Source organism: Paenibacillus sp. sgz302190 (assembly GCF_059820445.1).
Genome location: NZ_JBZYAO010000010.1, coordinates 110,410 through 137,052 on the forward strand (window position 1 = coordinate 110,410; position 26,643 = coordinate 137,052).

General features: G+C 49.9%; 31 protein-coding genes and 3 tRNA genes. 22 read left to right on the forward strand and 12 right to left on the reverse strand.

Annotated features, from left to right (window positions below; genetic code table 11):
• Window positions 1-3: 3 nt before the first annotated feature.
• The 4 genes from AC6RNO_RS13700 to AC6RNO_RS13715 all read left to right on the forward strand — a co-directional run bounded on the left by AC6RNO_RS13700 (window position 4) and on the right by AC6RNO_RS13715 (window position 6,524).
• Window positions 4-3,120, forward strand: a complete 3,117-nt coding sequence (locus tag AC6RNO_RS13700; RefSeq protein ID WP_497105763.1) for an efflux RND transporter permease subunit — start codon at window positions 4-6, stop codon at window positions 3,118-3,120.
• A 27-nt stretch (window positions 3,121-3,147) separates the two neighbouring features.
• Complete coding sequence (locus tag AC6RNO_RS13705; RefSeq protein WP_488435428.1) at window positions 3,148-4,401, forward strand: efflux RND transporter periplasmic adaptor subunit; 1,254 nt, start codon at window positions 3,148-3,150, stop codon at window positions 4,399-4,401.
• Between the two features lie 21 nt (window positions 4,402-4,422).
• Complete coding sequence (locus AC6RNO_RS13710) at window positions 4,423-6,168, forward strand: hypothetical protein (protein WP_497105764.1); 1,746 nt, start codon at window positions 4,423-4,425, stop codon at window positions 6,166-6,168.
• A 110-nt stretch (window positions 6,169-6,278) separates the two neighbouring features.
• Entirely contained in the window at window positions 6,279-6,524 is a 246-nt protein-coding gene (locus AC6RNO_RS13715; protein ID WP_497105765.1) for a hypothetical protein, read from the forward strand.
• Between the two features lie 323 nt (window positions 6,525-6,847).
• On the opposite strand, the gene AC6RNO_RS13720 is transcribed toward AC6RNO_RS13715, so the two are convergent.
• A complete protein-coding gene (locus AC6RNO_RS13720) occupies window positions 6,848-7,360 on the reverse strand; it encodes a 2'-5' RNA ligase family protein (protein WP_497105766.1) in 513 nt (170 codons plus the stop codon).
• A 151-nt stretch (window positions 7,361-7,511) separates the two neighbouring features.
• Here AC6RNO_RS13720 and AC6RNO_RS13725 point away from each other — a divergent pair, with 151 nt between their 5' ends.
• The 3 genes from AC6RNO_RS13725 to AC6RNO_RS13735 all read left to right on the forward strand — a co-directional run bounded on the left by AC6RNO_RS13725 (window position 7,512) and on the right by AC6RNO_RS13735 (window position 7,928).
• Complete coding sequence (locus tag AC6RNO_RS13725) at window positions 7,512-7,679, forward strand: hypothetical protein (protein ID WP_474684881.1); 168 nt, start codon at window positions 7,512-7,514, stop codon at window positions 7,677-7,679.
• Window positions 7,680-7,765: 86 nt separating this feature from the next.
• Window positions 7,766-7,842: transfer RNA gene (locus AC6RNO_RS13730), tRNA-Met, on the forward strand.
• A gap of 12 nt (window positions 7,843-7,854) precedes the next feature.
• Window positions 7,855-7,928 (forward strand) — tRNA-Ile (locus AC6RNO_RS13735).
• A 112-nt stretch (window positions 7,929-8,040) separates the two neighbouring features.
• On the opposite strand, the gene AC6RNO_RS13740 is transcribed toward AC6RNO_RS13735, so the two are convergent.
• Complete coding sequence (locus AC6RNO_RS13740; protein ID WP_497105767.1) at window positions 8,041-9,180, reverse strand: hypothetical protein; 1,140 nt, start codon at window positions 9,178-9,180, stop codon at window positions 8,041-8,043.
• Between the two features lie 199 nt (window positions 9,181-9,379).
• Here AC6RNO_RS13740 and AC6RNO_RS13745 point away from each other — a divergent pair, with 199 nt between their 5' ends.
• From AC6RNO_RS13745 to AC6RNO_RS13755, 3 genes are all read left to right on the forward strand, one after another.
• A complete protein-coding gene (locus AC6RNO_RS13745; RefSeq protein WP_497105768.1) occupies window positions 9,380-10,288 on the forward strand; it encodes an alpha/beta hydrolase family protein in 909 nt (302 codons plus the stop codon).
• Window positions 10,289-10,307: 19 nt separating this feature from the next.
• Entirely contained in the window at window positions 10,308-11,657 is a 1,350-nt protein-coding gene (locus AC6RNO_RS13750) for a Na+/H+ antiporter NhaC family protein (protein WP_497105769.1), read from the forward strand.
• A 90-nt stretch (window positions 11,658-11,747) separates the two neighbouring features.
• A tRNA-Val gene (locus AC6RNO_RS13755) sits at window positions 11,748-11,820 on the forward strand.
• A 154-nt stretch (window positions 11,821-11,974) separates the two neighbouring features.
• On the opposite strand, the gene AC6RNO_RS13760 is transcribed toward AC6RNO_RS13755, so the two are convergent.
• The 3 genes from AC6RNO_RS13760 to AC6RNO_RS13770 form a co-directional block, all read right to left on the reverse strand.
• Entirely contained in the window at window positions 11,975-12,250 is a 276-nt protein-coding gene (locus tag AC6RNO_RS13760) for a hypothetical protein (protein ID WP_497105770.1), read from the reverse strand.
• Between the two features lie 160 nt (window positions 12,251-12,410).
• Window positions 12,411-12,839 carry a hypothetical protein gene (locus AC6RNO_RS13765; RefSeq protein WP_474684886.1) on the reverse strand — a complete coding sequence of 143 codons (429 nt, stop codon included), beginning with the start codon at window positions 12,837-12,839 and terminating at the stop codon, window positions 12,411-12,413.
• 506 nt (window positions 12,840-13,345) lie between these two features.
• The gene (locus tag AC6RNO_RS13770) at window positions 13,346-13,819 is read right to left on the reverse strand and encodes a hypothetical protein (RefSeq protein ID WP_497105771.1); all 474 of its coding nucleotides are present in this window, start codon (window positions 13,817-13,819) and stop codon (window positions 13,346-13,348) included.
• A gap of 308 nt (window positions 13,820-14,127) precedes the next feature.
• Between AC6RNO_RS13770 and AC6RNO_RS13775 the strand changes: the two genes are divergently transcribed.
• The 3 genes from AC6RNO_RS13775 to AC6RNO_RS13785 are packed head-to-tail and all read left to right on the forward strand — an operon-like array spanning window position 14,128 to window position 16,266.
• A complete protein-coding gene (locus AC6RNO_RS13775) occupies window positions 14,128-15,480 on the forward strand; it encodes a right-handed parallel beta-helix repeat-containing protein (protein WP_497105772.1) in 1,353 nt (450 codons plus the stop codon).
• 39 nt (window positions 15,481-15,519) lie between these two features.
• Window positions 15,520-15,738, forward strand: a complete 219-nt coding sequence (locus AC6RNO_RS13780; protein ID WP_474684889.1) for a hypothetical protein — start codon at window positions 15,520-15,522, stop codon at window positions 15,736-15,738.
• Window positions 15,739-15,798: 60 nt separating this feature from the next.
• Window positions 15,799-16,266: an SRPBCC family protein gene (locus AC6RNO_RS13785; RefSeq protein ID WP_488435421.1), complete on the forward strand. Its 468-nt coding sequence runs from the start codon at window positions 15,799-15,801 to the stop codon at window positions 16,264-16,266.
• 85 nt (window positions 16,267-16,351) lie between these two features.
• Here AC6RNO_RS13785 and AC6RNO_RS13790 read toward each other — a convergent pair whose 3' ends face one another.
• A complete protein-coding gene (locus tag AC6RNO_RS13790; protein WP_474684891.1) occupies window positions 16,352-16,561 on the reverse strand; it encodes an alpha/beta-type small acid-soluble spore protein in 210 nt (69 codons plus the stop codon).
• 436 nt (window positions 16,562-16,997) lie between these two features.
• Between AC6RNO_RS13790 and AC6RNO_RS13795 the strand changes: the two genes are divergently transcribed.
• From AC6RNO_RS13795 to AC6RNO_RS13810, 4 genes are all read left to right on the forward strand, one after another.
• Window positions 16,998-17,324, forward strand: a complete 327-nt coding sequence (locus AC6RNO_RS13795; RefSeq protein ID WP_474684893.1) for a hypothetical protein — start codon at window positions 16,998-17,000, stop codon at window positions 17,322-17,324.
• A gap of 145 nt (window positions 17,325-17,469) precedes the next feature.
• The gene (locus AC6RNO_RS13800; RefSeq protein WP_488435420.1) at window positions 17,470-18,018 is read left to right on the forward strand and encodes a superoxide dismutase family protein; all 549 of its coding nucleotides are present in this window, start codon (window positions 17,470-17,472) and stop codon (window positions 18,016-18,018) included.
• Window positions 18,019-18,038: 20 nt separating this feature from the next.
• Window positions 18,039-18,569, forward strand: coding sequence for a hypothetical protein (locus AC6RNO_RS13805; RefSeq protein WP_497105773.1), 531 nt, complete (start codon window positions 18,039-18,041; stop codon window positions 18,567-18,569).
• A 187-nt stretch (window positions 18,570-18,756) separates the two neighbouring features.
• Window positions 18,757-18,927, forward strand: a complete 171-nt coding sequence (locus tag AC6RNO_RS13810) for a hypothetical protein (RefSeq protein ID WP_488435418.1) — start codon at window positions 18,757-18,759, stop codon at window positions 18,925-18,927.
• Window positions 18,928-19,173: 246 nt separating this feature from the next.
• Here AC6RNO_RS13810 and AC6RNO_RS13815 read toward each other — a convergent pair whose 3' ends face one another.
• Window positions 19,174-19,602 (reverse strand): CBS domain-containing protein, encoded by a 429-nt coding sequence (locus AC6RNO_RS13815; RefSeq protein WP_474684897.1) that lies wholly within the window; start codon window positions 19,600-19,602, stop codon window positions 19,174-19,176.
• A 138-nt stretch (window positions 19,603-19,740) separates the two neighbouring features.
• On the opposite strand from AC6RNO_RS13815, the gene AC6RNO_RS13820 reads away from it, so the two are divergent.
• A complete protein-coding gene (locus tag AC6RNO_RS13820; RefSeq protein WP_497105774.1) occupies window positions 19,741-20,181 on the forward strand; it encodes a GNAT family N-acetyltransferase in 441 nt (146 codons plus the stop codon).
• On the opposite strand, the gene AC6RNO_RS13825 is transcribed toward AC6RNO_RS13820, so the two are convergent.
• The 3 genes from AC6RNO_RS13825 to AC6RNO_RS13835 form a co-directional block, all read right to left on the reverse strand.
• Window positions 20,178-21,803, reverse strand: coding sequence for an ATP-binding protein (locus tag AC6RNO_RS13825; protein WP_497105775.1), 1,626 nt, complete (start codon window positions 21,801-21,803; stop codon window positions 20,178-20,180). The genes AC6RNO_RS13820 and AC6RNO_RS13825 overlap by 4 nt on opposite strands.
• 193 nt (window positions 21,804-21,996) lie before the next feature.
• Window positions 21,997-22,272 (reverse strand): DUF3892 domain-containing protein, encoded by a 276-nt coding sequence (locus AC6RNO_RS13830; protein ID WP_474684900.1) that lies wholly within the window; start codon window positions 22,270-22,272, stop codon window positions 21,997-21,999.
• A 43-nt stretch (window positions 22,273-22,315) separates the two neighbouring features.
• The gene (locus AC6RNO_RS13835) at window positions 22,316-23,068 is read right to left on the reverse strand and encodes an MBL fold metallo-hydrolase (protein ID WP_497105776.1); all 753 of its coding nucleotides are present in this window, start codon (window positions 23,066-23,068) and stop codon (window positions 22,316-22,318) included.
• A 145-nt stretch (window positions 23,069-23,213) separates the two neighbouring features.
• On the opposite strand from AC6RNO_RS13835, the gene AC6RNO_RS13840 reads away from it, so the two are divergent.
• Window positions 23,214-23,708, forward strand: coding sequence for a CcdC family protein (locus tag AC6RNO_RS13840; protein ID WP_474684902.1), 495 nt, complete (start codon window positions 23,214-23,216; stop codon window positions 23,706-23,708).
• On the opposite strand, the gene AC6RNO_RS13845 is transcribed toward AC6RNO_RS13840, so the two are convergent.
• The gene (locus AC6RNO_RS13845) at window positions 23,703-23,870 is read right to left on the reverse strand and encodes an aspartyl-phosphate phosphatase Spo0E family protein (protein ID WP_474684903.1); all 168 of its coding nucleotides are present in this window, start codon (window positions 23,868-23,870) and stop codon (window positions 23,703-23,705) included. The genes AC6RNO_RS13840 and AC6RNO_RS13845 overlap by 6 nt on opposite strands.
• A 108-nt stretch (window positions 23,871-23,978) precedes the next feature.
• On the opposite strand from AC6RNO_RS13845, the gene AC6RNO_RS13850 reads away from it, so the two are divergent.
• The 3 genes from AC6RNO_RS13850 (at window position 23,979) to AC6RNO_RS13860 (ending at window position 25,980) form a co-directional block, all read left to right on the forward strand.
• A complete protein-coding gene (locus tag AC6RNO_RS13850) occupies window positions 23,979-24,863 on the forward strand; it encodes an alpha/beta hydrolase (RefSeq protein WP_474684904.1) in 885 nt (294 codons plus the stop codon).
• A gap of 84 nt (window positions 24,864-24,947) precedes the next feature.
• On the forward strand, window positions 24,948-25,577 hold the full coding sequence (locus AC6RNO_RS13855) for a stalk domain-containing protein (RefSeq protein ID WP_497105777.1): 630 nt from the start codon (window positions 24,948-24,950) through the stop codon (window positions 25,575-25,577).
• 91 nt (window positions 25,578-25,668) lie between these two features.
• Window positions 25,669-25,980, forward strand: coding sequence for a DUF1292 domain-containing protein (locus tag AC6RNO_RS13860; protein ID WP_474684906.1), 312 nt, complete (start codon window positions 25,669-25,671; stop codon window positions 25,978-25,980).
• Between the two features lie 92 nt (window positions 25,981-26,072).
• Here AC6RNO_RS13860 and AC6RNO_RS13865 read toward each other — a convergent pair whose 3' ends face one another.
• Window positions 26,073-26,492 carry a DUF1885 family protein gene (locus AC6RNO_RS13865; protein WP_474684907.1) on the reverse strand — a complete coding sequence of 140 codons (420 nt, stop codon included), beginning with the start codon at window positions 26,490-26,492 and terminating at the stop codon, window positions 26,073-26,075.
• Between the last annotated feature and the right edge of the window lie 151 nt (window positions 26,493-26,643).

The following is a 26,643-nucleotide window of genomic DNA, read 5'->3' on the forward strand; positions in this document are numbered from 1 at the left end:
GGGATGATCAAATTAACAGATTTTTCGATGAAAAATGTAGCGGCGGTATTTATTATTATGCTGCTATTGCTTGTGGGAGGCACTTACGCTACCACAACGCTCAAGGTCGAAAGCATGCCGGACATCACATTCCCGGTCGTCTTTGTAAGTACTACATACACGGCGCCTCCTAAAGATGTGCTCGAAGAAATTACCAAACCGATCGAAAAAGCGGTCGCAGGCATCGATGGATTGAAAACACTAACCTCCAGCTCCCAGGACAATTATTCGCAAGTCGTGCTGGAGCTCGAACAGAGCAAAGATCCGGAAAAAGTCAAGCAGGATGTCGAAAGCTTGATCTCCAACGTAAAGCTGCCGCAAAGCGCGGAAAAGCCGAAGGTGCAGACGGCCGGATTTGCTTCCGAACCGGTCTATTATATGGCCGTCTACGGCGAAAACGGGATGAATCAAACCGAGCTGGATAAAGCCTACAAAGATACGATCCTGCCCGGTTTTAACAGCCTGAAAGGCATCGACCACGTCGATTCCGTCGGCAACCAGGACGCCGTCCTGACAATCAAGCTGGATGCGGCGGCGATCAACAACTACGGGATGTCACCGTCGGATGTATCCGCCTTGGTGAAAGCGTCGCTCGTGTCGAGTCCTGCGGGCACGGTCGATTTTAACGGAAACACGCAGATGGTTCGCGTCAAAGGCGAGCTGGATACGATCTACAACCTGGACAATCTGAAAATTTCGACGAAATCGGGCGACACGCTTTTGCTGAAGCAGCTTGCCAAAGTCGAGGCGATCAGCGAGTCCAAATTTATCGCCCGCCTGGACGATAAACCGGCGATCGGCGTTCTGTTGTACAAAACGAAAGCGGCAAATGCCGTTGAGTTTGCAGACAGCGCGGATAAGCTGATGAAAGGCTGGGAGAAGTCGATCCCCGGCGTCAAATTCCACGTTGTTTTGAACGGCGCCACATCCATTAAGGAATCCGTTCACGGCATGGTGCAGGAAGGCGGCATGGGTGCCGTTCTGGCATCGCTTATGATTTTGCTCTTCTTGCGTAATATTCGCATGACGCTGATCGTACTTGTCTCCATTCCGCTGTCCATTCTCGTCACTTTGCTGTTGATGGCCCCGCTCGGCATCTCCCTTAACATTATGACGCTGGGGGGCATGGCGATTGCCGTTGGCCGGGTCGTGGACGACAGCATCGTCGTTATTGAAAACATATACAGCCAGCTGCAAAAGGCGCACGAGCGCAACGAGTCGGTCATCAGGCTGGCCACCCAGCAAGTGTCCGCTGCGATTACTTCCTCCACCATCACGACCGTCGGCGTATTCGGCCCGATCGCTTTCGTCAGCGGCGTTGTGGGCGAAGTGTTCCGCCCGTTTGCGATCACGCTGGTCTGCGCATTAATGTCGTCGCTGCTCGTCGCGCTGACCGTGATCCCGATGCTCGCCAAGCTGATGGTGCTCAAAAGCAAAAAGATTCCGCATCACGACGAGAGCAAAGTCGGCGGCATAACGCTGCGCTACAAAAATGCGCTGGTTTGGTCGCTGAACAACCGCATCAAAACGCTGCTGATCGCCGGATTAATCTTCGTGCTTTCCATGGTCCTGATCACTCCGCATTTGGCGATGTCGTTCATGCCTGAGAGCGAAAGCGACCGGCAGGCGTACATTCAATTGAAACTGCCGCGCGAGACGTCGCTGGATATGATGAACGAGAAGTCCAAAGAAATCGAGACGATGCTCAAAGCGGCCAAGGATGACAAGGGCAATCCCGTTTTCAAATATAACGAAGCGCTCGTCGGCTACAACATGAGCAATGATAAATACGCATACCGCGCTACGATGTTTACGGAGTTCAACGCTACGATCAATGCCAAAGAAGGCGTGAAAAAATACAAGCAGGAAATAATGAAGCTTCTACCTGCGGGCTCCGAGGTCAATATGGAACTGATCTCGATGGGGGGCGGGGGCGGGAGCAGTTCCGATTTCTCCTACTCGCTCAAAGGCGAAGATCAGCTGTATCTCAAGCAAGCCGCAGAATCGATTAAACAGAAAATGAAAGAGTTTCCGGAGCTTACCGACGTTAAAGACAGCCTGAGCGATTCCAAAACCGAGGTGGAAATTACAGTGGACCAAAACAAGGCCCGCTTGTACGGTCTGTCCGCCGCGCAAATTTTGCAGGTTGTCAACGGCTGGATTGCCGAAGAGAAACTGGGAGATATGAAATTTAACAACGTCACGTACGAGACGAAAGTGATGTTGAATCCGATTTACAAAAATTCGGTCGACAAAATGGGAGAGTTCCTGCTGAAGACGGCTTCCGGCCAAACCATTGAATTGAATGAAGTGGCAAAAATCAAACAAATCGATGCGCCTATCGGCATCAGCCGCGAAGGCCAGGAACAAGTGCTCAATGTTTCCGCCAAAATTGACAGCACCGATAAAGGCGGAGTCAGCAATAAAGTGTCCGCTGAACTGGCCAAAATTGAGCTGCCATCCGGCGTAAGCCGTGAGGTGAAAGGCGTCTCGAACGATATCAACAAGAGCTTTATGGAAATGTTTGTAGCCATGGGAGCTTCGATCTTTATCGTGTATCTCGTCATGGTGCTTGCCTTCGGGAACGCGAGCGCGCCGTTCGCCATTTTGTTCTCGCTGCCTTTGGCCGCAATCGGGGGACTGCTGGGGCTGCTGCTTACGGGAGAATCCGTCAACATTACTTCGCTCATCGGTTTCCTGATGCTGATCGGTATCGTTGTTACGAACGCTATCGTGTTAGTAGACCGGGTCCAGCAGCTCAGGGAGCAAGATTACTCGATGCGCGATGCGCTTATTGAAGCCGGCATGACGCGGCTGCGCCCCATTATTATGACGGCGGGAGCGACGATTATCGCTTTGCTGCCGTTAGCGCTCGGTTTATCGAAAGGAACGATTATTTCGAAAGGTTTGGCAGTAGTTGTTATCGGCGGTCTGACAACCTCGACACTGCTGACGCTTGTCATCGTGCCCATCGTGTATGAGGTCATATACGGATTCAAAGGAAGAATGGGCCGTTTGTTCGGCAAAAAAGCGAAATCGGATTCCGCCAAAGCGGAGCAAGCAGCTTCGACTGCGCACTAAGCTAACAGGGGAAAAGGAGAATTAAACATGAAACGTCAGTTCCTATCTTTGAAGCGAAGCACCAAATTATTCGGGGTCGTCGCGCTTAGCGCGGCGATCGCCGCAGGCTGCTCAGCCGCTCCGGCTGCCGGCCCAGCCGATAAAACCGCTCAGGAGCAGCAAACAAAGACGGTAAAAACAGCGAAAATTACAAAGCAAAAAATCGGCGATCCGGTCGAACAAGTCGGGGATATCGTTTCCTCCGTCCAGTTGGATGTCGTGACGAAAGGATCGGGCGAAGTCATTGAAGTTTTGAAGAAACGCGGAGACAAAGTCGAAAAGGGCGACATCCTGTTCCGGCTTGACCCGACGGACACGCTGCTTCAAAAAGATTTGAACGCCATAACCCTCAAAGGAGCGCAGCAGGGTGTTTCCTCGGCACAAAAAACGAGTTCCAACGCCATCGCGGATATGAAAGACAATATCGCGACGAGCGAAACGGGCGTCAGCGACGCCGAGAAGGCTTATAACAAGACACGCAACGAATACGACCTGGGCCAAGCTACCAAATCGCAGTTGGACGCTGCCGAAAGCGCGCTTGACAAGGCTAAACGTGCCCTGGAAAGCTTGCGCAGACAATTGAAGACACTGCAGGATACGGACGCTTTGGAAACGGCCCAAAGGCAGCTGGACTCAGCGGAAATCAACAGCAGAACTTTGGAAAGAACGATCGAAAATATGGACGTCAAGGCTCCGGTATCCGGCGTATTGACGGATTTGACCGTGGTCGTAGGCCAGAGCGTAACGGTCGGATACCGGGGCGGAGAAGTGCAGCAAACAGACCCGGTTAAAATCAAATCCCAGCTGACCGAAGCGTCGGCAAATCTGGTAAGAGGCAAAACGGAGCTTATCTATTATGTACCGGGCGTAACCGAGAAAGCGAGCGCCAAAATCGCGTATTTGTCCGATGTCATTAACGGCCAAACCAAAGCTTACGATCTGGAGCTGGAAGTTCCTAACCCTGACGGCAAGTTGAAGCCCGGGGCCAAAGCCCAGGTGGAGCTGACCAAAGATGACGAGCAAGTGGTGACTGTCGTGCCGACGCTGAGCATCGTTCGGGAAGGCGGAGACAACTTCGTTTATATTTTGAACGGCGATACCGTGCAAAAGCGGAAAGTGGAGCTTGGTCGCTTGAATGAAACGAATCAGGAGATCTTGTCCGGTGTCAAAGAAAACGAAATTCTCGTGACCTCGGGCCAACATCAACTGAAGGATCAAGATAAAGTGCAGGTCGCTAACTAATACTCTCAGGAGGAAACCAACGTGAATAAGTCTATGAAAAAAACATTGGCAACACTCGTACTTTCGGCTGCGCTTCTTTCGACAGCATCTTATCCGGCATGGGCCGCAGAAGGCGCGGATGCCGCCGGTGCCGCAAGCGCGCCCTATACGGCTGCGATCGCGAGCTACCCGCTGGCCGCCTCCGTCGAAGTGGAGATCAAGAGCTTGCTGAATGAACATACGTCCGACACGACGAAGCTTGGCGCCGTCATCCGCTTGAAAAATACGGGTGCCAAAGTAACCCGCGTGCCGGACTTTGAGCTGCGTGTCCGCATGGCTGACGGCGTGGAATATACGCTGGAGCCGAGCGCGAAAAACCCGAAATCGATCCCGGGCAAAAGCGACCAGGAGCTTAGTTTTATGTCGGTTGTCGAACGGAGCGACGACGCGGCACTGACCAATATCAGCTGGGTGGACGTGGATATGGAAGTGTATCCGAAAAAAGAAACGACGCTGCTGAGCGTACCGCTCGACACTTCGATGGTTTGGAACGGAATCGACAGCAAAATTACGAATCAAACGGCGGTTCTGAAATGGGGAGAAACGTTCACTTTGCCGTCATTGCGTTCTCCTGTCGTCTTCTGGCCGATCGATATCCATAAAGAGGTAACGGCCAAAGGGGTTACCGCCGTCGTTCAAATCGAAGCGTCGAACCCGACTTCCGAGCGTCAAAACGTTCCGGTGTTCGCGCTGGACGGCAAAACCGAGAAAAGCGTTTATTCCGGCAACAGAGCGGAAACGTCCGTTTCTCTGGAAGCGGGAGAGAAAAAATATGTCCACGTCGTTATTCCGACGGATCTGGATACCGAATTTACAAGCCTGAATGTAGTAACGCCGGAGAAATACACGACCGCTGCGGGAGAGGAATCGTACCGCGTAGGCCGCATCAACATTTTGCTTCCAACCGGGGCTGCCGCGCAAAACTTGATCCCGGCTCCTAACTATACGCTGGGAACGCCCGTGAAGCTGGACTCTACGAACAAATATGTTCCTTCCAATGTCGATGTTTCGCTGGAAGAACTGCATGTGACAAGCAATGAAGACGACGGATTTAACACGGCTGTGGCTAAATTCAAACTGACCAACAACAGCGACCGCCCGATCCCGATTCCGGCAATTCAAGCGGAGTTGGTCAGCAAAGACGGCTTCTCCTATGCGGGCAGCAGACAAAAAAATACCGCACAGACTGTTGTTCCCAAAGCGTCCTATGTCGTCAGCTACGCATTCGCGCTGCCGGCTTCCGAAACAGGCGAGGGGCTTAGAATGAATCTGTACAGCGGGCAAACGAACGGGGATACCGTCTACAAATCGCTGCTTGCAACGGCTAAAGTGCCTGTTCAAAAAGAATCTTCAGACAATGAGCTGAAGGTGTATCCTTATGACTTGAAAATCAGAGACTGGTCGATAACAGCTCTTTTCCAAGGTTCTGCCAATATTTACAACTACAAGCTGAAGCTTGATCTGGGTATTGAACAAAATAAACAGGTTACCGTAGACGAAAGCAGCTCCAGCCTTCAGTTCGATCTTTACGATAATGTCGGCAATCCGGTAGGAAGCGCGGTAAAACCACTGGCAGGCTCGGGCCGATTGTATAACGGAATGAACACGATTGCCCTGAACGTCAACTCCGGACAGCTCGATTTCCCGCTGACGGTCAAAGTTTACGAAGTGTTCACTACAGAAACGAACCGCACCGCCAAACGTTTGCTCACTGTTTTCAAGCAATAATACGTACTCATACAATGGGGCTGTCCCTCAAGCGGCTTTTAGGCTGCCGGAGGGGCGGTCTCTTCTTTTTTGAGCTGGATGGAGCGGGGCCGACAATTAGGCGCTGGCGCATGGTTGACATCAATGGCACCAATGGCTTCGCTGCGCTTGGAAAACCTGCAAAAGTGCAGGCTTTTTCCGGGAAATCGACCCGTTTTAGAGAAAAGCCTGCGATCGTACAGGAATTTTCGACGAGTTTGATTCCGAGCCCATGTTCGCGGCGAAATTCCTGCACAATTGCAGGAATTTTTCACTGTCAGCGCACCAACGAGCAAAAAACTGCACTTTTGCAGGTTTTCCCCGTGTTTTCAGGTTGATGTACTGCTCTGGTGGAGGGCAATTTTTAGCATTCTCACTCTCTCAGATTTTTCGGGCTAAGCCATACCGTTCCATCATAGAGGGCTGGGAAATATTGGTCGCTGTTAAGTATCTCTAAGCGGGCAGGCTCGTGAGAGACTGTGTGCAAAGGAGGAAGGGTGTGGGTTGATGATGGAGTGGAGAGAGTGTTTGACTTGGTCAAATTTAACTTGAAGAGGCAGCGCTAAAGCAAACAAGTCGAGCAAAGGGATCAATTTAACCCGCTGCCCGACTTGTTTTGATCTGACAATTGAAGAAAGGGTTGCCCCTCGACAGTTTCTAGTCATCCGCGAAGCAAAAATGTTTGATAAACGGTCCAGGCTTCGTTCTCCGTTTGAAACAGGAGGTGAATGCGATCCACTTTGGAGCGCAAATCGACGGGGGTATGTCTCAAACTGGACAGGACATCGTGCAGCTCGTCGGCGCCCAGCATTTGCCCGATCGTCAAATGAGGGTTGTACAAATAAGGTCTGTCGGGTTCGGCGAGCAGCTCCGTACAAATGGCATTCCGCAAGTCGATCATCGGCTGCGTATCGGCAAGCGCTAAATAAATGACATGGTTGACGGGATAAAAAGAAGAGAACCGGTTGAAATGCAGCTCAAAGGGAGCTGCCGCTTTCGTCTTCTCCTCAAGATGCGCCGCGGCGGCGGCAAGCTTTTGCTCATCCCACACCTCTTTGTCGCGGAGGGTAAGATGGGGCTGAATCAAATTATAGTGAGGATCGTAGCGCTTCCTGTAGCTGTTCGCAGCGTCTTGCACTTCTTTGGACGGAAAAACGGCGATTCCACAGTTCATGAACACCCCTCCTAAGAACTAGCATATACCTATTATACCGCTTTCCTGCCGCTTCTAACACCTGTATCCATGAAATTACAAGACGCTCATAAGGATGGCCCGTTTTGGTTATGATAGGATTATTGATACTTAACAGACGGAGTGATTGTACATGCGTTGGGTGTATTGGGCAAAATTGTACGATTCCAAATTCCAGGCCGGCTGTTTGGCCAAGCGGATGGAAGAAGACTGGTGGATTTACGGATACGAATGCCCTCAGGAAGTCGAGGTATACAAATCGAAAAAAGGACGTTTCGGTGTCAGGTACAGCACTTTGTAAGGCAGATCTGTACGGTAAAAAAATCCTTGACTTTCCATTTGTATTTAGTGTATATTTAATTTTGTCGCTATTAGCGGCAATAACGACGCGGGGTGGAGCAGCCCGGTAGCTCGTCGGGCTCATAACCCGAAGGCCGCAGGTTCAAATCCTGCCCCCGCAACCAAATCTTTCATACGGGCCTATAGCTCAGTTGGTTAGAGCGGTCGGCTCATAACCGATTGGTCGGGGGTTCGAGTCCCTCTGGGCCCATAGCTGAAACCCTTTGCAGAGCAAGGGTTTTTTGTTTTTTTTCGAACGCCGGAGCGCGCTTATTGCCGCGCTCCGGCGTTCGTGTTCGGCCGCGCGAACTGCGTGGCGGCCGTCAAGTGATTTTGGCGCTGCGGATGTACCATCGCGCATCGGTGGAGGCTCTTTCGAGGCGAAACAGAATTCGCCTCGTTTTCGGCGCGGTCGCGCGTTCCGGCGTAGCCGAAACATCGACCGCGGTTTCAAGTTCAAGGAGCTGGGACGTATCCAGCTCCGGGAATTTCGACAGGCGGTGCATGCTGCGCACATGCACCGCCTGTTCTTGCCCTGTGGCGGCCTGCAGCAGCTGCAGGTCGCCTTGATTGGCGGCAGCGATCCAGACGTCGATCAGCTGCCAGGGCGAGAGCTTGCTGATGTACTCCGTCAGCAAGCCGGCGGCTCTGTGCACCATGACCTGGTGCGCAGGATCAATGGAGCGGGAGCCGTGTGTCACGCTCCCGAGAAAATGGATGCAGAAATGACCCTTGAAGTCATTTCCGGGAATACCGTCGCCGCCGTGCGGCATGCCGTGCATGGAGGCGGCCAGCGTGCGGCCGTTCAGCTTCACCAGAACGGCCCTCCGGTTCCAGCTCCAGGCGCCGCCGTAGATGCGTTTGAGCGTCGCGGAGTCGGTCTTCGTCAGCGGCTGCACGTCCGCATGGCTGCTTCCGGCGCGGCGCTGCCCCTGGAAGCTCAGACCCGATTCCACGTCGGTAATCGTGAAGCTGCTGTATTTGGGCAGCACCCGGCTGGCCTCCTCCCAGGGGAGCATTTCGCCATAGTGCTTGGCTCTTAGCGACTGCACCTGGTTTTTCAAGTCTTTTTGCACGCGGCCGCTTACGGCCAGCTTCATTTTACCCGCAAGCTCAATGACCTCTCCCTCAGGCGTAACACCGAACGTTTTCGTTTGCCCCTTTTGCACATAAGTTAGCACGGTATCGGGCGGCAGCGCTTCTTCATAGGCGGCCCCCGCTGTCCCTTTTTCCAATTCACGAATCATTTTTTTATCTTTAAAATCCGCAGTTGTTTCATACATCGCTTGCGGCGCAGCTTTAACGCTTAGATGAATTTGTCCGGCTTCTGCCGGTTCCGCGGCCTGGACGGCTCCATCCGGTTCGGCTGCAAGGAGCGAAACATGCAGGCACGACAACAGCTGAATCATCGCAAAAACGCTTGTTAGCCTGAAAAACCGGCGGCATAATGCCTTTCGGTGCATGGATAGGGGCCTCCTCTTGAGGAAAAGTGACTGCTCATACTCTACAATGAAGTTTTTGCTGGATACGCCGAAAATATGAACTCAAAAGCAAATCCATTTAGCGCCCGGACATATTCTCTCCTGAACAGATTGTGGTAAAATATACGAAAACATGGAGCGTTGAAGGCGTTCTTTGAACCCTATCGAAAGGAAGATGAGAATGACGGCAAAGCAGCCTTTTCAATTGAATATGGGAGAAAATCGGACGATTCGCGCGGATTTTTATCCTGCAACCGTGCAGCCGGCCAAGGCGACCCTTGTGATCTGCCACGGATACAAAGGCTTTAAGGATTGGGGGATGTTTCCGTTTGCGGCGGCCGAGCTGGCGGAGCAAGTGGACGTTGTATCGATGAATTATTCCCATAACGGAGTCGGAGCCGATCTGCTTGAGTTCACAGAGCTTGAAAAATTCGCAAAAGCCACGTATTCAAAAAATCTTGAAGATCTTGATGCGATGGTCCGTTTGATCGGTTCCGGCGTATTTTTGCAGACAATGAACGAAAACAGAGCGGAAACCGTCTTGTTTGACAGGCATGAAATCGAAACATTCTCCCGTGCGCGTGCGGCGCGTCCGATTATTTTGCTCGGGCACAGCCGGGGAGGCGGGGAATGTCTTATCTATGGATTGGATCATTCGAGTTTTGTTGCGGGTGTGATCAGTTGGAACGGCATTACGGACGTCAACTTGTTGACCGAGGAAAATATAGCGGAAATGCGGGCAAATGGCCGTACATATACGATGAATGGGCGAACGAAGCAGCTTATGCCGCTTGATCTGGAAATTTTGGAGGATATGGAGCGGGAAAAGGAACGGTACGATCTGGTTGGCCGAATTGGCGGCGCGGCGATTCCGATCTTTTTGATCCAGGGCACTGAAGACGGGGATAAACGAATCGGCGGCTCCGCCCGGCTTGTGGAGCGAAATCCCGACGTTCAATGGATAAAGGTGCCGGATGGCGATCATACCTTCGGGGCCGTCCATCCTTTTCAGGGGGAGACTGCGCCGCTTCGGCTGGCTATAGCCGAGACTAAAAAGGCAGTTCGCAGGATACTGGGCCAAAAAGAATAAGGAGTAGGGGGGCAGGGCGATGCTGACTGCGGGCCGGCTGGTATTTACTGTAAGTGTGACGATCATCGGATTAGCAGCTGCCTATGCGCTTCAAATTCCTCTAGCCCTTGGATTTATGTTGGGGCTTTTTACTTTGATTTTTTATAGCCTGCGGGCAGGCAATACCGTTCGATCTACCGCATCCCAAATGTTGAAAGGGATACAGCATACCAGAGAAGTGATATGGATTCTTGCTTTAGTCGGTTTGATTATCCCTGCCTGGACTGCCAGCGGTACGATTCCGTTTATGATCGACGGGGGGATTTCGCTCATCGATCCGGCTTTTTTCGTCACATTTGCGTTTGTGGTTTCCTTGATTATCTCTATGCTCCTGGGAACGTCTACAGGAACGCTAAGCTCCGTCGGAATCCCGCTCATGGGGTTGGGCGCCGTGCTGCAAATTCCGCTTCCTCTCATCGCCGGCGCACTCGTATCCGGGGCATTCGTAGGCGACAGGTCGTCGCCGTTTTCCAGCGCCCATCAGCTGACGGCGGCTTCCACTGGCGTGGCCGTGAAACAGCAATTCAAAGCATTGCTCCCGACCACAGTCGGTGCGATTGGATTGTCGGCCGTCTTTTTCGTGGCGCATGATTTGAACGGAGGCTGGCACAAAAGCGGCGTATCCGCCTTGCAGGAGCAGTTTCGCGGCGGATTTGCCTATAGCTTGTGGCTGCTGCTGCCTGTGCTTATTCTTTTAGGATCCATTTTGTTCCGTATCCGAACGAGGAATGCCTTTATTTGTTCGATCGCGGCTGCAGTTGCCGCCGGTACTATTTTTCAGCATATTCAGTGGAACGAATGGATTCGCGTTTTGTGGGACGGATACCATTCCGGTGCGTTTCCTTCCCTGCAAACAAAAGGGATGTCAGGCATGATCGAGCTGATGATTCTTATTGCGCTTGCCGGTGCGTACAACGGCATCCTCGAAGCGAATCAAGCTCTGCAGCCATACATGCAAAAGCTTCTCGGCACCACGTCCTCACTCTTCGTGGCCACGCTGCGGGCCTCTCTTTTCGGACTAGTGCTTAGCCTCATATCCTGCACGCAAACGTTGCCGATCATGATGACCGGACGCAGCCTGCTGCCGATTTGGGAGCGGCGATTTCCCCGCAGCCAGCTCGCCCGTGTCGTCGCGGATTCAAGCCTCGTTTTCGCCGCCATCATCCCTTGGAACATGCTGGCCATCGTATGCGGTACGATTCTTGGCGTGCCGGCGGAAAGCTATCTCCCGTATGCGCCGTTTTTGTGGACGCTGCCCTTGTGCACATGGACGTGGTCCCTCGCAAAGAGCAATTGGCGGGTGAAGAGGGGGATGGATATTTCAGCCTGACATGCAGCTAAAATGAATGAATAAAAAAAGTTTAGAAAAGTTGTTGACAATTAGATAAATTCTTGATATATTACTACTTGTCACTGAAACGACTTGTTAGCTCAGCTGGGAGAGCACCATCTTGACAGGGTGGGGGTCAGTGGTTCGAGCCCACTACAGGTCATATAGAAAAACCCTTGATTATCAAGGGTTTTTTGCATTTCTGAGACTTTGTCTACTTGTAAATGATTGCAAAAATCGGTTCCATGGTCAAGATTTGGTCAAGAATGCTCTTTTCGGCCAAAATAAAAGCTCACTCGATATTGGATGAGTGAGCTTCACTGCATTTTTCGTTTAAAATCCCGAATATATGAGTCCGTTTCAATGGATTTTACGGAGAGCATTTCAAGAATGCGATCTTGCCTTTCTTGTCCTTGCATCAGTTCTTTGACAATGCTTTTGACTTCTTGCATATCCGACCCCAGCGTATCGGCTTTGCTCTCGAACCGATCAGTTTTGTCCTCAAGCGTCTTCAGCCTGTTGTTATTTTCCCCAACCATTTTGATTAGTGTTCCCAGCATTTCTTCCATGCGGTTTAATTGGTTGTCCTTCATCCGTTTAGCCTCCTGTTAGTAATTTAAATATAACATAACATGGCAAAACTCTGCTTGTAAACTTATTGTTCAGCATCCCATCCATTATCGTACAGCCTTAAAAGCCGAAACCCTTAATTTCTAAGGGCTTTCGGCTTTGTCTGCTTTTAGATATGCTGGATTACACTCCGAAATAAATTTTTGCGGATTCGCTGTCGGCTTGATATTGGGAATAGATCCGGTCAAGCTCCCATTGGTCATAAGCATGATTCCAATCTTCGATAACTACTCTATCCAATTCGGTTTTATAAGCTTGATAGCTGGAATAGTTTAAAAGATCCAAGCGGGGGGTTCCGGTTCCCAAGCCGTTGTAATAAGGGGTTGCAATCGCAATATCGGCTCTGTAATGTCTATATTGCTCGTCAAGCTCCCATTGATCGTGGGCATTGTTTCCATCAATTGCATATTGCTTCTCCAATGCTGCTTTATATGTGTTGAATGTGCTGTAGTTGTGCAAATTAACCAGCGGGTGAGCAGAGGCGGCCGAAGCGACTGTGAACAGCGAAGCGGCGACAGCAACGGATAGTACGAATGATTTTACATTTTTCATAAATAATCCCTCCACAATATATGTTTGGTTTGTAATACAATAAAAGCATATAAAATAAGGGATTATATTACAATATGTTTACCAAAAAATAACATTACTAGCGGTAGATTCAACTGTTCCAAACAACAGCAGCACAAAATAAAACCTCCTGACCCGGAAGTCAGAAGGCATGTTTTGCAGCTCAGCTTATTTGTTTCTTATGTAAGCTCAATTCGTAGTTTCGATGTAGGCGTAGCTAGGAGTCAGCTGTATTTGAAATAAACCGGTCCGGAGGTTCATTTTGCTCGTTGTCATCACCAATAGAAATACCAATTATAAATAATACGGCTATCAGCAAACAAATGATTTGTATCATAAATGTCCCCCCTTTTATTCGAATATTAGCAGATTTTCAAAATGAATTCTGTTTGAAAATAAACAAAATTGCAATTTTTTTCATCTATTGAAAGAAAAAAACGTCCCCGTAACATAACAAAAGGGGCTGCTTGAAAGCGGCCCCGGGCGAATCAGGAAGTTTTGGATTTTTTGGTCGTGGCAGTATGTTTGACGGTGTACAGCTTGCTGTTGAAAATTTGGTTTTTGATGAATTTGCCGATTTTTTGTTTGGTTTTGGCCGTGTCAGCCGCTTTGATCGTGCCCTTCTTGGCTGCCGCGTCAATTTCGTTGTCGGCAATGTCGATGAGCTTTTGTTCGAACGTTTGTTCCGAAACGCCTTTCTCTTTAGCAATTTTGGCCAACGTAACGTGTTTGGCTAATTCGGCGTAGATCGTTTTTTCGTCTGTTTTTAAAACAGAAGCGGAGTTGGCAACCAGTTGAGCGGTTGACCATCGAGCATAATTTTGCGCAACGTTTTTGGTGTGAACGGTATGCTTGGCCGTCGTCTGGGCATACGCATTGCCGCTTAATAAGGTGGAGCTGCCGCCTAACAGCAATGCTGCCGCGGCTAAAACAGCGGCTGATTTTTTCCTGATACTGCTCATTTTTCGATCACTCCGGCTCTCAATATGTACTACAAAAGAAATGTAGCATTCAATTATGAATGCTACCTTAAAATGAGATGAATTTTCCAAGTTTTCACTTTGGGCCGGCGATTTATTTGGAAGTCTCGCGGTGATGTCCGCCGCCATGGTAGTGTCCGTCATGATAGTGGCCGCCGTGCCATCCGTATCCGAATGGGCGTTGCTCCGTCAAACGGATTCGACTTGGGGCGGTGCTATTTTCATATCTTGGAACATATGAAGAAGTGAAGCGAAATAACAGGACCGCAGAAGGCGGGGAGGTGATGCCAATGTTCAAGTACGATATTACGAATTATGGGGCGGTAGGAGACGGAAATTCGGATCAAACGGTAAAAATCATGGATGCCATCAGCGCGGCCGCAGCGGCAGGAGGAGGAACCGTTTATGTGCCGAACGGGGTATTTTTAGTGGCAAGCGCGATCACCATTCCGTCCAATATTTCGCTGGTAGGGGAAGGGGAGCTTTCGATTCTTAAAGCTTCTTCGAGTTTTGCCGGCTCTGCGGTGGTGATTACGAATGGGAGCTTGTCAACCGTTTCCAATTTGACTTTTCAGTTAAATACGTCCGGAGAAATCGGCATTTATATTGCCGGGGGGACTTCCGTGCTGACCATTTCGAATGTGTGCTTTTTAGACGGTACGCAGGGTGTCGCCATCAATAACGGTTCGACGACTTTTGTGAACGGCATTTCAATTCTTCAGTGCAAGTTCGGTAATGTCGGATACGGCATTTTGCTGAACAACAGTGCCCGGGGCAGAGGGCTGCTCGTCCAAGGGTGCTCGTTTTTTAACGGGGGATACGATTATATTGAAATTAATTTGGCCGATTTCTCGAATATTTCCATCGTGGGCAATTATTTTGATTTGTTGTCCAACGTAAGCGCGAGCGCCGGATTTGCAATCGGTGTAGCGGGCGGCGGAAGCATGACGATAACCGGCAACGTGTTTTACGGGATTCATAAAGAGGCTGTCCACATACAGAACTCATCCAACGGCATCACGGTTTCCGGCAACGTCTTCGAGGAATGCGGATACTCGTTTGCCGACGGTACGCCGTACAGTGTCATTAACTGCATCAGCGGTTCCTATAACGTTACGATAACCGGCAATACGTTCAGGAATACCCAAAGGAGATCGACGGCCATTCATTTAGCCGCATCCGGGGGAGCCAACGCATCCAGATGCAGCATTTCCGGCAATACGATTTCGGGATTCGATGTGGGCGTGTCTAACAACGAGCAGCTGCTATGTTCTTATGCCGACAATACGATCAGCGATTGCGGGACAGCTTTTTACGGCAATAAATTATTCAATCAAACTTATTCGGTCAATGTAATATCGAACTGCACGAATGCTTTCGTATTTGCAGGGTATCAATTGTATTACGCCTACACGGATACGAAAATTTCGTTCATTGGCAATCAGGTCGGGGCCGATGTGCAGAACGGTTTTGTTACGGACGATACATCGATCTATGTAATGCGCAGAACTTTTATCGGAAATCAAGGCTTATCGATACCGAGCAAGGTTGTCAATGATTCTTCCGCGCTGGACATTAACAGTCTGAGAGCGGATCACAATCTGCTTCTGGCCAAACTGCGGATCCAAAAAATTGTCGAATAGGTGACTTTGTCTTGCGATACGGAAGGAGGCTGAATTGCGATGAAACGAGGACGTTCGAAGAAACTAAATATCGTTTTGTATGCGTGTCTAATGGCGACGATACCCACGATGGTATATCTTGAAATTCATCATTACTTTTGGATGAGCCTTGTACTGGTCTGTGTCATGTTCGCGATTTCGATGGTTATGTTCGGATTGTCCGTTTACGAGCACGAGAAAGCCGGAGAAAAAGCCAAACAGAAGAAATTTTTGAATTAGGAGTCGGGCATGAATGCTTCCCGGAAAATGCTATAATGGATGCTGACTGGGGGAACCGACATGCCTGTAATTCGAATCGAGCTGTACATTAACGCTCCGAAAGAGATTTGTTTTGATTTGGCGAGAAGTATCGATATTCATGCCAAGTCCGCTTCGCAGACGAAGGAGAGGGCGGTAGCCGGCGTGACGAGCGGTCTTATCGAGTTGGGGGAGACGGTCACTTGGGAAGCCGTTCATTTTGGCATCAGGCAGCGGTTGACGGCCAAAATTACGGAGTTCGACAAGCCGCACCGTTTTGTGGACGAGATGGTCAGCGGAGCTTTTCAGCGTTTCCGGCATTCGCATGAGTTTGCGGATAGCGGAGCGGGAACGATCATGACCGATGTGTTTGATTACACCTCGCCGCTCGGGGTGCTCGGCAAGCTGGCGGACATGATGTTTTTGAAGCGGTATATGGCCGGGTTTTTGCAAAAGCGGAACGCATATATAAAGCAAATGGCCGAACAAGCCCACGGCCGGCGGGAATAAAGCGCCGAATTTGCATTGCAAAGGACTGTCCGCCCCGCAAGGGGAGACAGTCCTTCTATGCTTTGCTTGCTCCTACATCAAAGGATTAGCGTTTGAAGCCGGAAAGCTGTTGCTCGGCAATTTGCACCAGACGCTTGGTAATGTTGCCGCCGATTGCTCCGGCATCGCGTGTGGCCAGGTTGCCGTTGTAGCCAGTCGGAGAGAGCGGAACACCAATTTCCTGAGCGACTTCGTACTTCAGTTGATCCAATGCTGCCTTTGCTTGTTGTACGACTAAAGCGTTGTTAGTTGCCATTGATCATCATCTCCTTTTTTATGGTACGCCTTTATTGTTTTGAATGTTCAGACTATTTATACGAGCAATCACAATAATTTTTCCGCTCAGAACTGACGGAACCGATTGCCTTCGCTCCCGCTCATAAAAATAAGGCGTGCACATATACATAGAAAGTCAAAAGATATATAAGGAGATGGTTCGTGCGTGAACAATGTGATTATTTTTTTTAATCAGAGGAAAGTTCCAGTGAGGTTGATTGGCACCGACCGAAAGCTCCTTCCGAGGTTAATCAAGGCGTTAGGGTCCAACAAAATAACGATCGGCAGGATACGGGAGTCGCTGGTGAAGATCGACCTTCTGGGCTCGGAAGCGATTGTGTATTCTTCACAGGGCGATAAATTCCGGATCCCTATCTTTTAATAAAGCGTGAGTCAGCCGGCAAGGAGGAACCTTTATGAATCGGTCGGATGTTATTTTGGAATTGCAGCTTGTGCCTGAATTGCTGAAACAGGCGGAAGCGATCTATACGGATGCCGTAACGGAATTGGCCTGGGCGAAGCATCGGCTGCTTGCCAAAGAGTGCGAAGTGATCGGCGAAGGCTTGGTGAACGGGAAGAACGAGCAGCAGCGCCAAGCCGAGATGTGGCCGTATACCAAAGATTTGCAGGAGCAGGTTTTACGCGTGGAAGCCGCGGTAGAGCATGCCAAGGTCGAGTTCCATTTTTACAAGCGCAAGCTGGAAAATTTGCAAACGATCGCCAAGCTGATGACCATTTTATAACATATAGCCCCATAGTAGTCTGCAATCGAAAAGATTGCGGATTTTTTTTTGAAAAATTGTATCCGTTTGATGTTTACTGTCGGATTCACTTGCGCATCCTAAGTGTAGTTTTTGCAAATCCCAAGACGCAGGAGGTCAATCGTCCGTGAATTCGACAAAATTATTGTTGGCCGCAAGTGCCATGCTGCTTACGATAAGCGGTTGCCAGAGTGTGAAAAGTGTTTCTGTTAAGGAGGCGGGGCAGCCCGCTGAAATTCAGGTGTCCATGATCGGAACGACCGGGCAAAAGATCGGTTCGGCGAAGCTGCAGTCCGTAGCGGATGGAGTTCGGATTCAGCTTCAGGTCAGCGGATTGAAACCGGGTATGCACGGTTTTCATATTCATGAGAACGGCGTGTGCGAAGCTCCGGAATTTACTACCGCTGGCGCCCATTTCAATACGTATAAGAAAGAACATGGATTCCTGAATCCCAAGGGAACGCACGTAGGCGATCTGCCAAATTTGGCGGTGGATGCGCAGGGAAACGGCCAAATGGACGTAACGACAAAGTTGGTCGTTCTTCCTCAGGACAAGCCTAACTCGCTCTTGAAGCCCGGCGGTACAAGCTTGATTATCCATGAGCAGGTCGATGATTTCATTACAGACCCGTCAGGCAATTCGGGCAAACGAGTCGCCTGCGGCGTTGTGAAATAAGCAAAGGGGCGATTATGATAATGATCAAAACTCAAGACTTGAAGCTGCAAATGGACGAACTGACCAAGCAAAACGATATGATGCTTATCGAACTGGAGCAGATGAAAAAAATGTTACAAAACAGCGGACAGGACTCGCAGAACGGGCAAAATCAGGATCAAAACAGCGGCGGGCAGCAGCAAGCGTCCGGTAACAACAGCCAGCCGCAAGATCAGGCCGGTTGTCAGGACCAGCAGACTCAGTCAAACCAACAAAATCAGCAAAACCAGCAAAACCAGCAAAATCAACAAAATCAACAAAATCAACAAAATCAGAATCAAAGGAACGGCGGCGGAAACCAGGTGTCGGATTTGGCGTACGAGCTGCTGAAAATTAAAGATCTTGTGGAAAAATTGGAGCAAAAGACGGCGCAATACGTTTGCAACCAGTCCAGCGGGGCGATGACGGAGAAGGACGCCGTAAATTTGGTGCTCACGCTGATGAACGGCATGGTCGATTGGGCCAGTGAATTTGTTTCATCCAAAAATTCGTCTTCCGGCCAATTGCAATAAGACAAAGGAACCGCCTGCGCGGTTCTTTTTGTCGAAAAGGCAGGTTTTCGATCAAGATTTCTTTATATTGGATTGATTTATTTTTTAGGAGTTTCGACAATATGCACTTATTTACAGGAGCTGGAATGATGGTTAAAGTATAGGGTAGAAAAAGAGAATAGACAAACCATTAAACGAGGTGCGGATCATGAGAGAAATGGATATCAGTAAAGTAATGAACCAGTTAGGGCTGCATATGGCCGATTTCGGGCGGTGGCTGAGTGAGGAAGAAGAATCGGACAACAGCGACATTCCGACGCCGCCTGTACAGCCCTTCGCCAAGCCGATGCCGTCTGAACCGGTGAAATTTCCTCAATAAGATGCCGTCATATCGAAGCTGCAGCTGCGGAATCGGGCTTCTTTTCTTCTGCATTGTTCCTCAGCGGCAACCATTCTTTCGCTGTCCGTCGTTGTTTCATTCCTCGCACATCCTGCTTTCCACTCAGTAAAAAACCTATCATTCTTATCCAATTATATCGATTGCCATTATTACATACGTTTTTTTGGTGACCGCAATATGCAAAAATAAAAACAAAGCCGACTTGGGAGGCCGGCTTCATTAGCTTTAATGCTCTGCCGCGGCAGAAGGAGATCTGAACATCTGTTTGGCGCAATATTCGATGATATCGCTTCTGCGCACGATGCCGATAAATTTATCCGCGTCATCGACGACAGGAACGAAGTTTTGCACTTTGGCCAGTTCGATTAAATCTTCCATATCCGCGTGGATATGAACCGGTTTGTTGTTCATTCGCAGCGGCACTTCCTGCAGGAGGTGCCGGTGAGCGTTCTCGAAGCCGATGCCTTCGGAATTTTTGAGAAACCAGAGCAAGTCGCCTTCTGTAACGGTCCCGACGTAGTGGCCGTTCTCGGAGAGGATCGGAACTGCCGTGTACCGATGGTATTCCATGCGTTCCAGAATTTGACGCAGCGTTGTCTGCATAGTAGTCGTAATAACTTCAGATTTGGGTAGTAGGAAGAAGGCTATATTCATTGACAAAACTCCTTTTTGCAAGCTCATACTCTCATTGTATCAAAAAGTGGGGACAGAATCTAAACCGGCGGCGAAATCGCCGCTTGCGGCAGCCCCGGCAATGAGATAAGCTGGACTTTGGAAAGGAAGGTGCGTCACATGACAGAAACGATTCGCGTAACGAACAAGGAACAACTGCAGTCCTGTTTCGATATCCGGTTGAAAGTATTTGTAGAGGAACAGCAGGTTCCCAAACATTTGGAAATGGATGAGAAGGACGAGTCTCACGAAGCAAGCCATCATTTTCTTCTTCTCGAAGGTGGACAAGCTGCCGCGACAGCGCGTTGGTATATGTATGCGGAAGGAATCGCCAAATTGCAGCGGATTGCTGTTCTTGCGGAACACCGCGGCAAAGGCCTGGGCAAGGAGCTTGTCCTTGCGATGGAAGAGCACGCGAAAGAGCTGGGGTGCGTCTCCGCGATGCTGGATGCCCAATGCCAGGCGGAGGGCTTTTATGCGTCGCTGGGCTATCATGTCATTTCGCCCGAGCCGTTTGACGATGCCGGCATCCCGCACGTCAGCATGCAAAAGCCGCTTTAAATATAAGCGGCGTGGTCCAGCGGAGCGCTTTGATTCGAAGCGAGCGGGAATTTAATAATAAAGCGGGTGCCTTGGCCGACCTGGCTCTCCACTTCCAGGGTCCCTTCGTGATCCTGGACAATTTTGTAGCAGATGGACAAGCCAAGCCCTGTACCGCTTTCTTTTGTCGTGTAAAAAGGATGAAATATTTTTTCCTGCAAATCGCTCGGAATGCCAGGCCCGTTGTCCTCTACGACGAGTGTCGCATGCTTCTGGTCGGCAGTGAGCTGCAGCCGGATCAAGCCGTTTTCCGTGATGGCCTCGCATGCATTTTTCACCAAATTGAGAATCAACTGAATCATTTTATCCTGATCCATAACGACATATACAGGCGTGCCCGGTATGTTGTAGCTTAAAATATGCCCCAGCCTGGTGGCTTCGGACTCCGTCAGCGAAACGACCCGAGCTACGCACTCATGCAGCGAGTGGATGCTGAACTGTGTGGAATGCGGCTTGGAAAACTGCAGAAATTCAGCCGTAAGCTCACTCATTCGATCGATTTCGTCCATAATCATTGAGTACCAGCTTTCGATATTGTAATCGTTTGCTTTAGAAATTTGCAAAAAACCGCGGATGGTCGTTAACGGATTGCGTATTTCGTGGGCCATACCGGAAGCCAATTCTCCCACTACCCGCAGCTTTTCCGACCGCAGCATATGCTCCTCGCGTTTTAGCCACACTTCCCGTTTCTTCAAAAATAAATGGTGCTCGGCCATAAGTATCAGATCATCCTTCGTCTGTCCTTCAAACGGATAGGTAGCGATGCCGTATGTAATTTGGATGCCCGTCAGCTTGGGAAGCTCCGAATCGAGCTGCAGTTTGTAGGAGGCGACATTGTTTTTGTGGTTGCCGTCTTGCAGCGGCATGACGACCGCAAACTCATCTCCTCCGTACCGGGCGACGATCAGAGCGTCAGAGAACAAAATTTTCAGCAGCTCGGCGATTTGCTTTAAAATAAAGTTGCCGGCCTGGAAACCGCGCGCCGTATTCATGGACTTCAAGTCATAGCAGTCGATCAAAATGAGCGCCAGGCTGCTTTTTTCGGCAACAAGCTCTTCCAGACGGCGGTGGCATTCCTCGTAGTTGTACAGCCCGGTCAAGGAATCCCGCGTCGAGAGTCTTGTCCGCTCTTTCCTCAGAAGCTCCGTCTGTTTCGCGGCGGATCGATTGGAGCGGGTCAATGCAAAAACGGACGCGAAATGCAAACAACCGCTGACGGCAAACAACCAGAGCAAGCCCGGGCCGTAAGCGCCAGGCATATTGGCGGCAATTGCCACATAAACGACTGTATAAGCGGCTGCTAACGGCCATGCCGCACGCCTGCGCTCTTCCGTGCCAATATCCCGGGACATGGAAAGCAGGTACAGCGCCAGCGCTATATTTTGCTGTGCAGCCCAGTGAAAGCCGCCTATTAACAGCAGACGAACCCAGGGGAGGGCGGCATGCCGATTGTTCAGATGCAGGCTCGACATATACAGAACGCAGCACAAAATAACAGGTGCGGGATGAATGGCGCTATTTGTCACAAATGCATATACGCACATAACACCGGCATAAGCGTAAAGAATACAGTTCAAGATCACGATATCATCTCCTGAGTGCATGTATGACATTATGTTAAAAACAGGGAATTCGGATGAGCAATATGTGTAATGTTCTCTATAGACAAGTAAATACCTGCATGACGATAGTAAATATTAGTAAATAAAGGCGGATTTTCTCGAAAAAAAGAACCCGCGAGCCGAAGTCTCTGCGGATTCTTGTTTTAAAACCAAACTAGAATGTAGGTAAATTGTCCAAATTGTTATCGGGATTGCCGTCGGCGTCCGAACGCAAATGTTCATCGCCGTCCCGGCCCCTGAATACGTTGACATGTTCAATCTGTCCGGCTTTGGCCATCTGCTGCGCCTGTTTGTAATCGACGACGGCTCCCGACGACAATTGCAGTTGGACGATGTCGCCGTCCCCGTTTTTGCGTACGGCTACGACTTGCTCTTTGCCGGATTGCGCGGCAGCTCCGGTTTTTGCCGAAGTTGGGTCAAAAGGGTTCATTTCAATCGCCTCCTCTGTATAGGATGGCTGGAAGGCGGTGTTTTTATTCGGATAAGTTCACGGTTTGATGCTGGCGCACAAATGTCATACGGCCTGTTTTACCGATGTAACTCTCCATGGTGTCGTTGTAATGCATCAAATAGATGCGCTGCTGAATGTCGTCCGGAAGCGTCAGCAATTGATCGAGCGTAGCGTGGATCATCGGCGTCCCGCTAAGCTGGCAGTCGTGAAAAATAACGGTGCACTTCCGTCTGCCTACGACCTCGTCCACGATCAGGCTGCGGTCAAATTGAATATCGGCGCTGTAAAAAGCATGATGGTTAATAAATATGGAATAACTCGGTTTATCCGGTATGTGCGGTGTCTGTATCATTTCGATGTGAAGTCCGGGAAATATCGGGGTTGGCACGGAAGCTTCGACGATCACGACTTCGAAATAGTCCGATAGGCCGACGCATCCCGCGCTCGGGTTATACATGCCGCCTTTGAGCGTATGCTCCCACAGCGTTTCGGCGACCGGCTGCGTGACAAACAGCTTGATCCGTTTCTTGTTATAATCGTAAAATAAACGAAAAGCGATCTCTTCCAGACCGAAAACATGGTCCGCATGTATATGTGTAATGATAATCCCGTCAAGTTGGTCCGGGGCAATCCCTAGCTGATAAAGCGATTGGGGAGTCGAGTAGCCGCAATCAATGAGCACCTTCTGACGATCGTGAATGATCAGCGCACTTGTATTATAATAGTTTTTTGCAAATGCACTGCCGGTGCCTACCATTTGAATTTGCAAACTCATTCATTCGCCTCCAATATTCGACAAAAAAGCCTCTTTTTCTAATGTAGCATGGGAGCTCGAACAATTTCAACCATTATGTAAAATGACTTTTGAACAATAAGGGACGATGTTATAATGGAGGGAAAGCAGATTGGAGGGATTTCAGATGACTTATGCACTAAGTTCTCATTTGCATGCTGTATCCCTGTTCGGGTCTCTTGGCATGGCATTGATGGTAATGCTGGTCAGAATGCGGGCTTCTTCGAAGCCGGTCAACGCTATGAAAATCATCATGCCGCCGATCGGGATGAGCACAGGGTTTATGATGTTCATTGCACCGGTCACAAGAATTCCCGTGGAATGGGGGATCGCTTCTTTTTTGGTCGGCGCGCTGCTCTTCTCTTATCCGTTAATCAAGACGTCGAACATGTACGTCCAGGACGGCCACGTGTATATGAAGCGCTCCAAGGCATTTGTGGGGATATTGCTTGTTCTGTTGGCGGTCAGATTCGCGCTGCACGGTTACGTGGAAGAGTGGATCACGATTTATCAAACGGGGGCTGTTTTTTTCGTGCTTGCATACGGAATGCTGCTTCCATGGCGCATTTACATGTATATGCAATTCCGCAAGCTTACCGTTAAAAACGGCGGAAGCTTATGAAGCGGCGATCTGTTTCATCTGCTTGACGATCAGCTTGTCCAGTTTTTGGCTGATTTCGATGACTTGGGGATGGTGAAGATTGTATTTGTAAGCGGCGGCGGTTGCCACCAGCTGTTTTTTTAAACGGTCAATTTCCATGTCGAGTTTCGTTGAACAGGCCATTTCAGTAAGTCCTCCTAGTAATTGCCACTTTTATTGTAAGTTTACATGATTCATTAGGTAAATGGTACTACAATTTATTGCTTTTTGATGAGGTGTTGAGAGTCGGGCATGTTGATGTGGACAATTGGAAGTTTATTTCTCCTGGCTGCGGCGGGAAGCGTCGCTATTTCCGCCCATGTTGGGTGGCGTCTTACACACCCCGCGCATAAGCCTGTCGACGATTCTCCGGCTGCATACGGCCTGTCGTTTCAGGATATTGCCTTTGAAAGCAGAACGAAAGACGCGAACCTGCGCGGATGGTTTTTGCCGGCTTCGTGGCCTGATGCCCGGATGACGATCATTTTAGCCCACGGATACGCGGGGACACGGCTGGAAAAAAGTCTTCCCGCGCTGGCTCTCGCCCGGTCGCTCGTACAGGCCGGCTATCACGTTCTCATGTTCGATTTCCGCAACTCGGGGCTATCGGAAGGCTCGATGACGACCGTGGGCTTTTTGGAAAAACAGGACCTGCTGGGCGCCATCGATTGGACCAAGCGGCATGTGCCGGGTGCGATCGGTCTGATCGGCTTCTCGATGGGAGGCAGCGCCTCTATCCTCGCAGCGGCGGAGGAGGACTCCGTTGTGGGCGTCGTTGCCGACAGCCCCTTCAGTCAGCTGCGACCTTACCTTCGGGCGAATTTGCCGGTCTGGTCGAAGCTTCCTCATTATCCTTTCACCCCGCTCATACTGACGATTTTGCCGCGGATGACGGGCATCGACCCGGAGCGGGTGGATGCGCTTGCAGCCGTGGACCGCGTCAGCCCGAGGCCGATTTTGTTCATCCACAGCCGGAATGACGGCGCTATTCCTTATACCCATAGCGAGGCGATGTGGAGCAGGAACAGACACTCGTCCCAGCTGTGGCTTACGGAAAAAGCCGGACATGTCGGCTCGTACAAGCTTTATCCTTCCGAGTATACGAACCGGGTTCTCGCTTTTTTTTCAAATTTATAAAAACGGACGCAACTCTTCCCATCATCCGGAGTATAAAGATGCAGACAGGAAGACTACTAACGAGAGCTGGAGGGGTTAAGAGGGATGAAAGGGATGAAAGTTCAGCGTATATTTGCGTTGATGCTGGTGTTTTTTATTCTTAGTACGGCTACTGTGGTGGCCTCATCGATATGGGGGAATTATGAGGGATTCAGCATTGCGCGGTTGGTCGTCAACGATAAGACGGAAGAGTTTTCCGATTCGGATGTGCCGCCGCTCATTATTAACGGCAAATCGGTTCTGCCGCTTCGCTCGCTGACGCAGTCGCTGCAAGCGCTGGTGAAGTGGGACAACACGAACAAGACCGTGTCTTTGTACAAACCGAACGTGCATATGTTCTTTACGACGGAAGTGCGGAAGGATTCGTCGTTCGTGCCTTTTGGGGTCGTGGAGAAAGGCAAGAAAGCCGATATGATCATCGTCTTCGCGCAGGTTGACAACCTCAAAACGAACATCAATTCCGTCCAGGTATCGATCATCTCCCCGAGCGGGAACAGCGTGGTAGACCCTGTGGTCAAAGATATTACGGAGGTCAAGGATTCGTTCTGGCTCAAAGTTCCTTTGTACAACGTTTCGTTTGACGAGTCCGGAAACTATTTGGTCAAGTTTGCCATGCGGCAGGAAGGCTCTTCCGATTACAACGTCGTTTCGGAAAAGCAGATCCAGTCCAATTAAGAGCGGGTCCGCAAACTGTGGTTTGACCTCTCCTATCGAAAATGTTACCATGATTGGGAAACCAATTATTTGATGAAGAGAGGTTCTGCCTGTGAGCGATCATAAACACGATCATGTACACGGCCCAGACTGTGATCACGATCATGAGCATGGGGAAGATATTTTTATCGTCACCGATGAGGACGGTAAAGAGCATGAGATGGTGATGGTGTACACCTTCCAATCTCAAGAACAGGCCTATGCCGTATTGTTGGATCGCAACGATCCTGAGGCAGACGGGGTCATTTTCCGTGTCGAAGAAGAAGACGATGAAGCTTACCTCGTCAATATCGAGGACGAAGCGGAATGGGAACGTGTCGTTACCATTTACAACGAAATTATAGCTCAAGAAGCTGACGAGTAAAAACGATACATAAAACCCCCTTTCAGAGCGAGCGAGTTCTGAAAGGGGGTTTCTCATTATATCCTGGACACTTGACATTCAGCCGGTTTGCGTCATTTCCGGGGGTTAAAATACATGATTCTTCCGTTAAACAAGTGAAGTTCGGCTTTCAACTGACGACCCAAATATTTGCTGAATTCGTTGCCTTTGCTTTTGTCGCCATGAGTCGCGTTATCCGGCAAAACGATCTGCACAAAATGGCGCCCCTCGTCCTGGGAGCCTTCACTGCCGACGCCGACGACGATATATTTGTACAGCGGATTCGTTCCTTTGAGGTAAAACCATTTGCCGTCGCCTTCCGGCTTCGTTTCGATCGTGTAGGGAAATCCCGCCTCGTCGTATTCCCAGCCGAGCTGCTTCGCCGTAAGGGCAAGCTGTTCCCGGTAATGAAGCAGTTTCTCCTTGACCTCGTCCAAAGAAAGAGCGGAGACGGCAGAGCCTGCCACGAACTTGATATAAGCGCTTTGAGCCATTGTTTTGCGACCTCCTAAGAGTTTTCCGAAGGAAAACTTGCGTCGTAAGCATATGCTTTGAGTTTTCCGAAGGAAAACTTGCGTCGTAAGCATATCAGCACATCAACAACATCATAGCACCATGTAAACGGTTTTACAATATTTATCCAGC

Excerpts from the sequence above, each read along its gene's own strand:
- AC6RNO_RS13775 (WP_497105772.1), top strand. The coding sequence starts at position 14,128 with ATGTTCAAGTACGATATTACGAATTATGGGGCGGTAGGAGACGGAAAT.
- AC6RNO_RS13750 (WP_497105769.1), top strand. The coding sequence starts at position 10,308 with ATGCTGACTGCGGGCCGGCTGGTATTTACTGTAAGTGTGACGATCATC.
- AC6RNO_RS13705 (WP_488435428.1), top strand. The coding sequence starts at position 3,148 with ATGAAACGTCAGTTCCTATCTTTGAAGCGAAGCACCAAATTATTCGGG.
- AC6RNO_RS13820 (WP_497105774.1), top strand. The coding sequence starts at position 19,741 with ATGACAGAAACGATTCGCGTAACGAACAAGGAACAACTGCAGTCCTGT.
- AC6RNO_RS13700 (WP_497105763.1), top strand. The coding sequence starts at position 4 with ATGATCAAATTAACAGATTTTTCGATGAAAAATGTAGCGGCGGTATTT.
- AC6RNO_RS13790 (WP_474684891.1), bottom strand. The coding sequence starts at position 16,561 with ATGGCAACTAACAACGCTTTAGTCGTACAACAAGCAAAGGCAGCATTG.
- AC6RNO_RS13805 (WP_497105773.1), top strand. The coding sequence starts at position 18,039 with ATGATCAAAACTCAAGACTTGAAGCTGCAAATGGACGAACTGACCAAG.
- AC6RNO_RS13780 (WP_474684889.1), top strand. The coding sequence starts at position 15,520 with ATGAAACGAGGACGTTCGAAGAAACTAAATATCGTTTTGTATGCGTGT.
- AC6RNO_RS13845 (WP_474684903.1), bottom strand. The coding sequence starts at position 23,870 with ATGGCCTGTTCAACGAAACTCGACATGGAAATTGACCGTTTAAAAAAA.
- AC6RNO_RS13835 (WP_497105776.1), bottom strand. The coding sequence starts at position 23,068 with ATGAGTTTGCAAATTCAAATGGTAGGCACCGGCAGTGCATTTGCAAAA.
- AC6RNO_RS13760 (WP_497105770.1), bottom strand. The coding sequence starts at position 12,250 with ATGAAGGACAACCAATTAAACCGCATGGAAGAAATGCTGGGAACACTA.
- AC6RNO_RS13865 (WP_474684907.1), bottom strand. The coding sequence starts at position 26,492 with ATGGCTCAAAGCGCTTATATCAAGTTCGTGGCAGGCTCTGCCGTCTCC.
- AC6RNO_RS13765 (WP_474684886.1), bottom strand. The coding sequence starts at position 12,839 with ATGAAAAATGTAAAATCATTCGTACTATCCGTTGCTGTCGCCGCTTCG.
- AC6RNO_RS13795 (WP_474684893.1), top strand. The coding sequence starts at position 16,998 with ATGAATCGGTCGGATGTTATTTTGGAATTGCAGCTTGTGCCTGAATTG.
- AC6RNO_RS13720 (WP_497105766.1), bottom strand. The coding sequence starts at position 7,360 with ATGAACTGTGGAATCGCCGTTTTTCCGTCCAAAGAAGTGCAAGACGCT.
- AC6RNO_RS13740 (WP_497105767.1), bottom strand. The coding sequence starts at position 9,180 with ATGCACCGAAAGGCATTATGCCGCCGGTTTTTCAGGCTAACAAGCGTT.
- AC6RNO_RS13785 (WP_488435421.1), top strand. The coding sequence starts at position 15,799 with ATGCCTGTAATTCGAATCGAGCTGTACATTAACGCTCCGAAAGAGATT.
- AC6RNO_RS13770 (WP_497105771.1), bottom strand. The coding sequence starts at position 13,819 with ATGAGCAGTATCAGGAAAAAATCAGCCGCTGTTTTAGCCGCGGCAGCA.
- AC6RNO_RS13725 (WP_474684881.1), top strand. The coding sequence starts at position 7,512 with ATGCGTTGGGTGTATTGGGCAAAATTGTACGATTCCAAATTCCAGGCC.
- AC6RNO_RS13815 (WP_474684897.1), bottom strand. The coding sequence starts at position 19,602 with ATGAATATAGCCTTCTTCCTACTACCCAAATCTGAAGTTATTACGACT.
- AC6RNO_RS13715 (WP_497105765.1), top strand. The coding sequence starts at position 6,279 with ATGGTTGACATCAATGGCACCAATGGCTTCGCTGCGCTTGGAAAACCT.
- AC6RNO_RS13850 (WP_474684904.1), top strand. The coding sequence starts at position 23,979 with ATGTTGATGTGGACAATTGGAAGTTTATTTCTCCTGGCTGCGGCGGGA.
- AC6RNO_RS13745 (WP_497105768.1), top strand. The coding sequence starts at position 9,380 with ATGACGGCAAAGCAGCCTTTTCAATTGAATATGGGAGAAAATCGGACG.
- AC6RNO_RS13840 (WP_474684902.1), top strand. The coding sequence starts at position 23,214 with ATGACTTATGCACTAAGTTCTCATTTGCATGCTGTATCCCTGTTCGGG.
- AC6RNO_RS13855 (WP_497105777.1), top strand. The coding sequence starts at position 24,948 with ATGAAAGGGATGAAAGTTCAGCGTATATTTGCGTTGATGCTGGTGTTT.
- AC6RNO_RS13810 (WP_488435418.1), top strand. The coding sequence starts at position 18,757 with ATGAGAGAAATGGATATCAGTAAAGTAATGAACCAGTTAGGGCTGCAT.
- AC6RNO_RS13830 (WP_474684900.1), bottom strand. The coding sequence starts at position 22,272 with ATGAACCCTTTTGACCCAACTTCGGCAAAAACCGGAGCTGCCGCGCAA.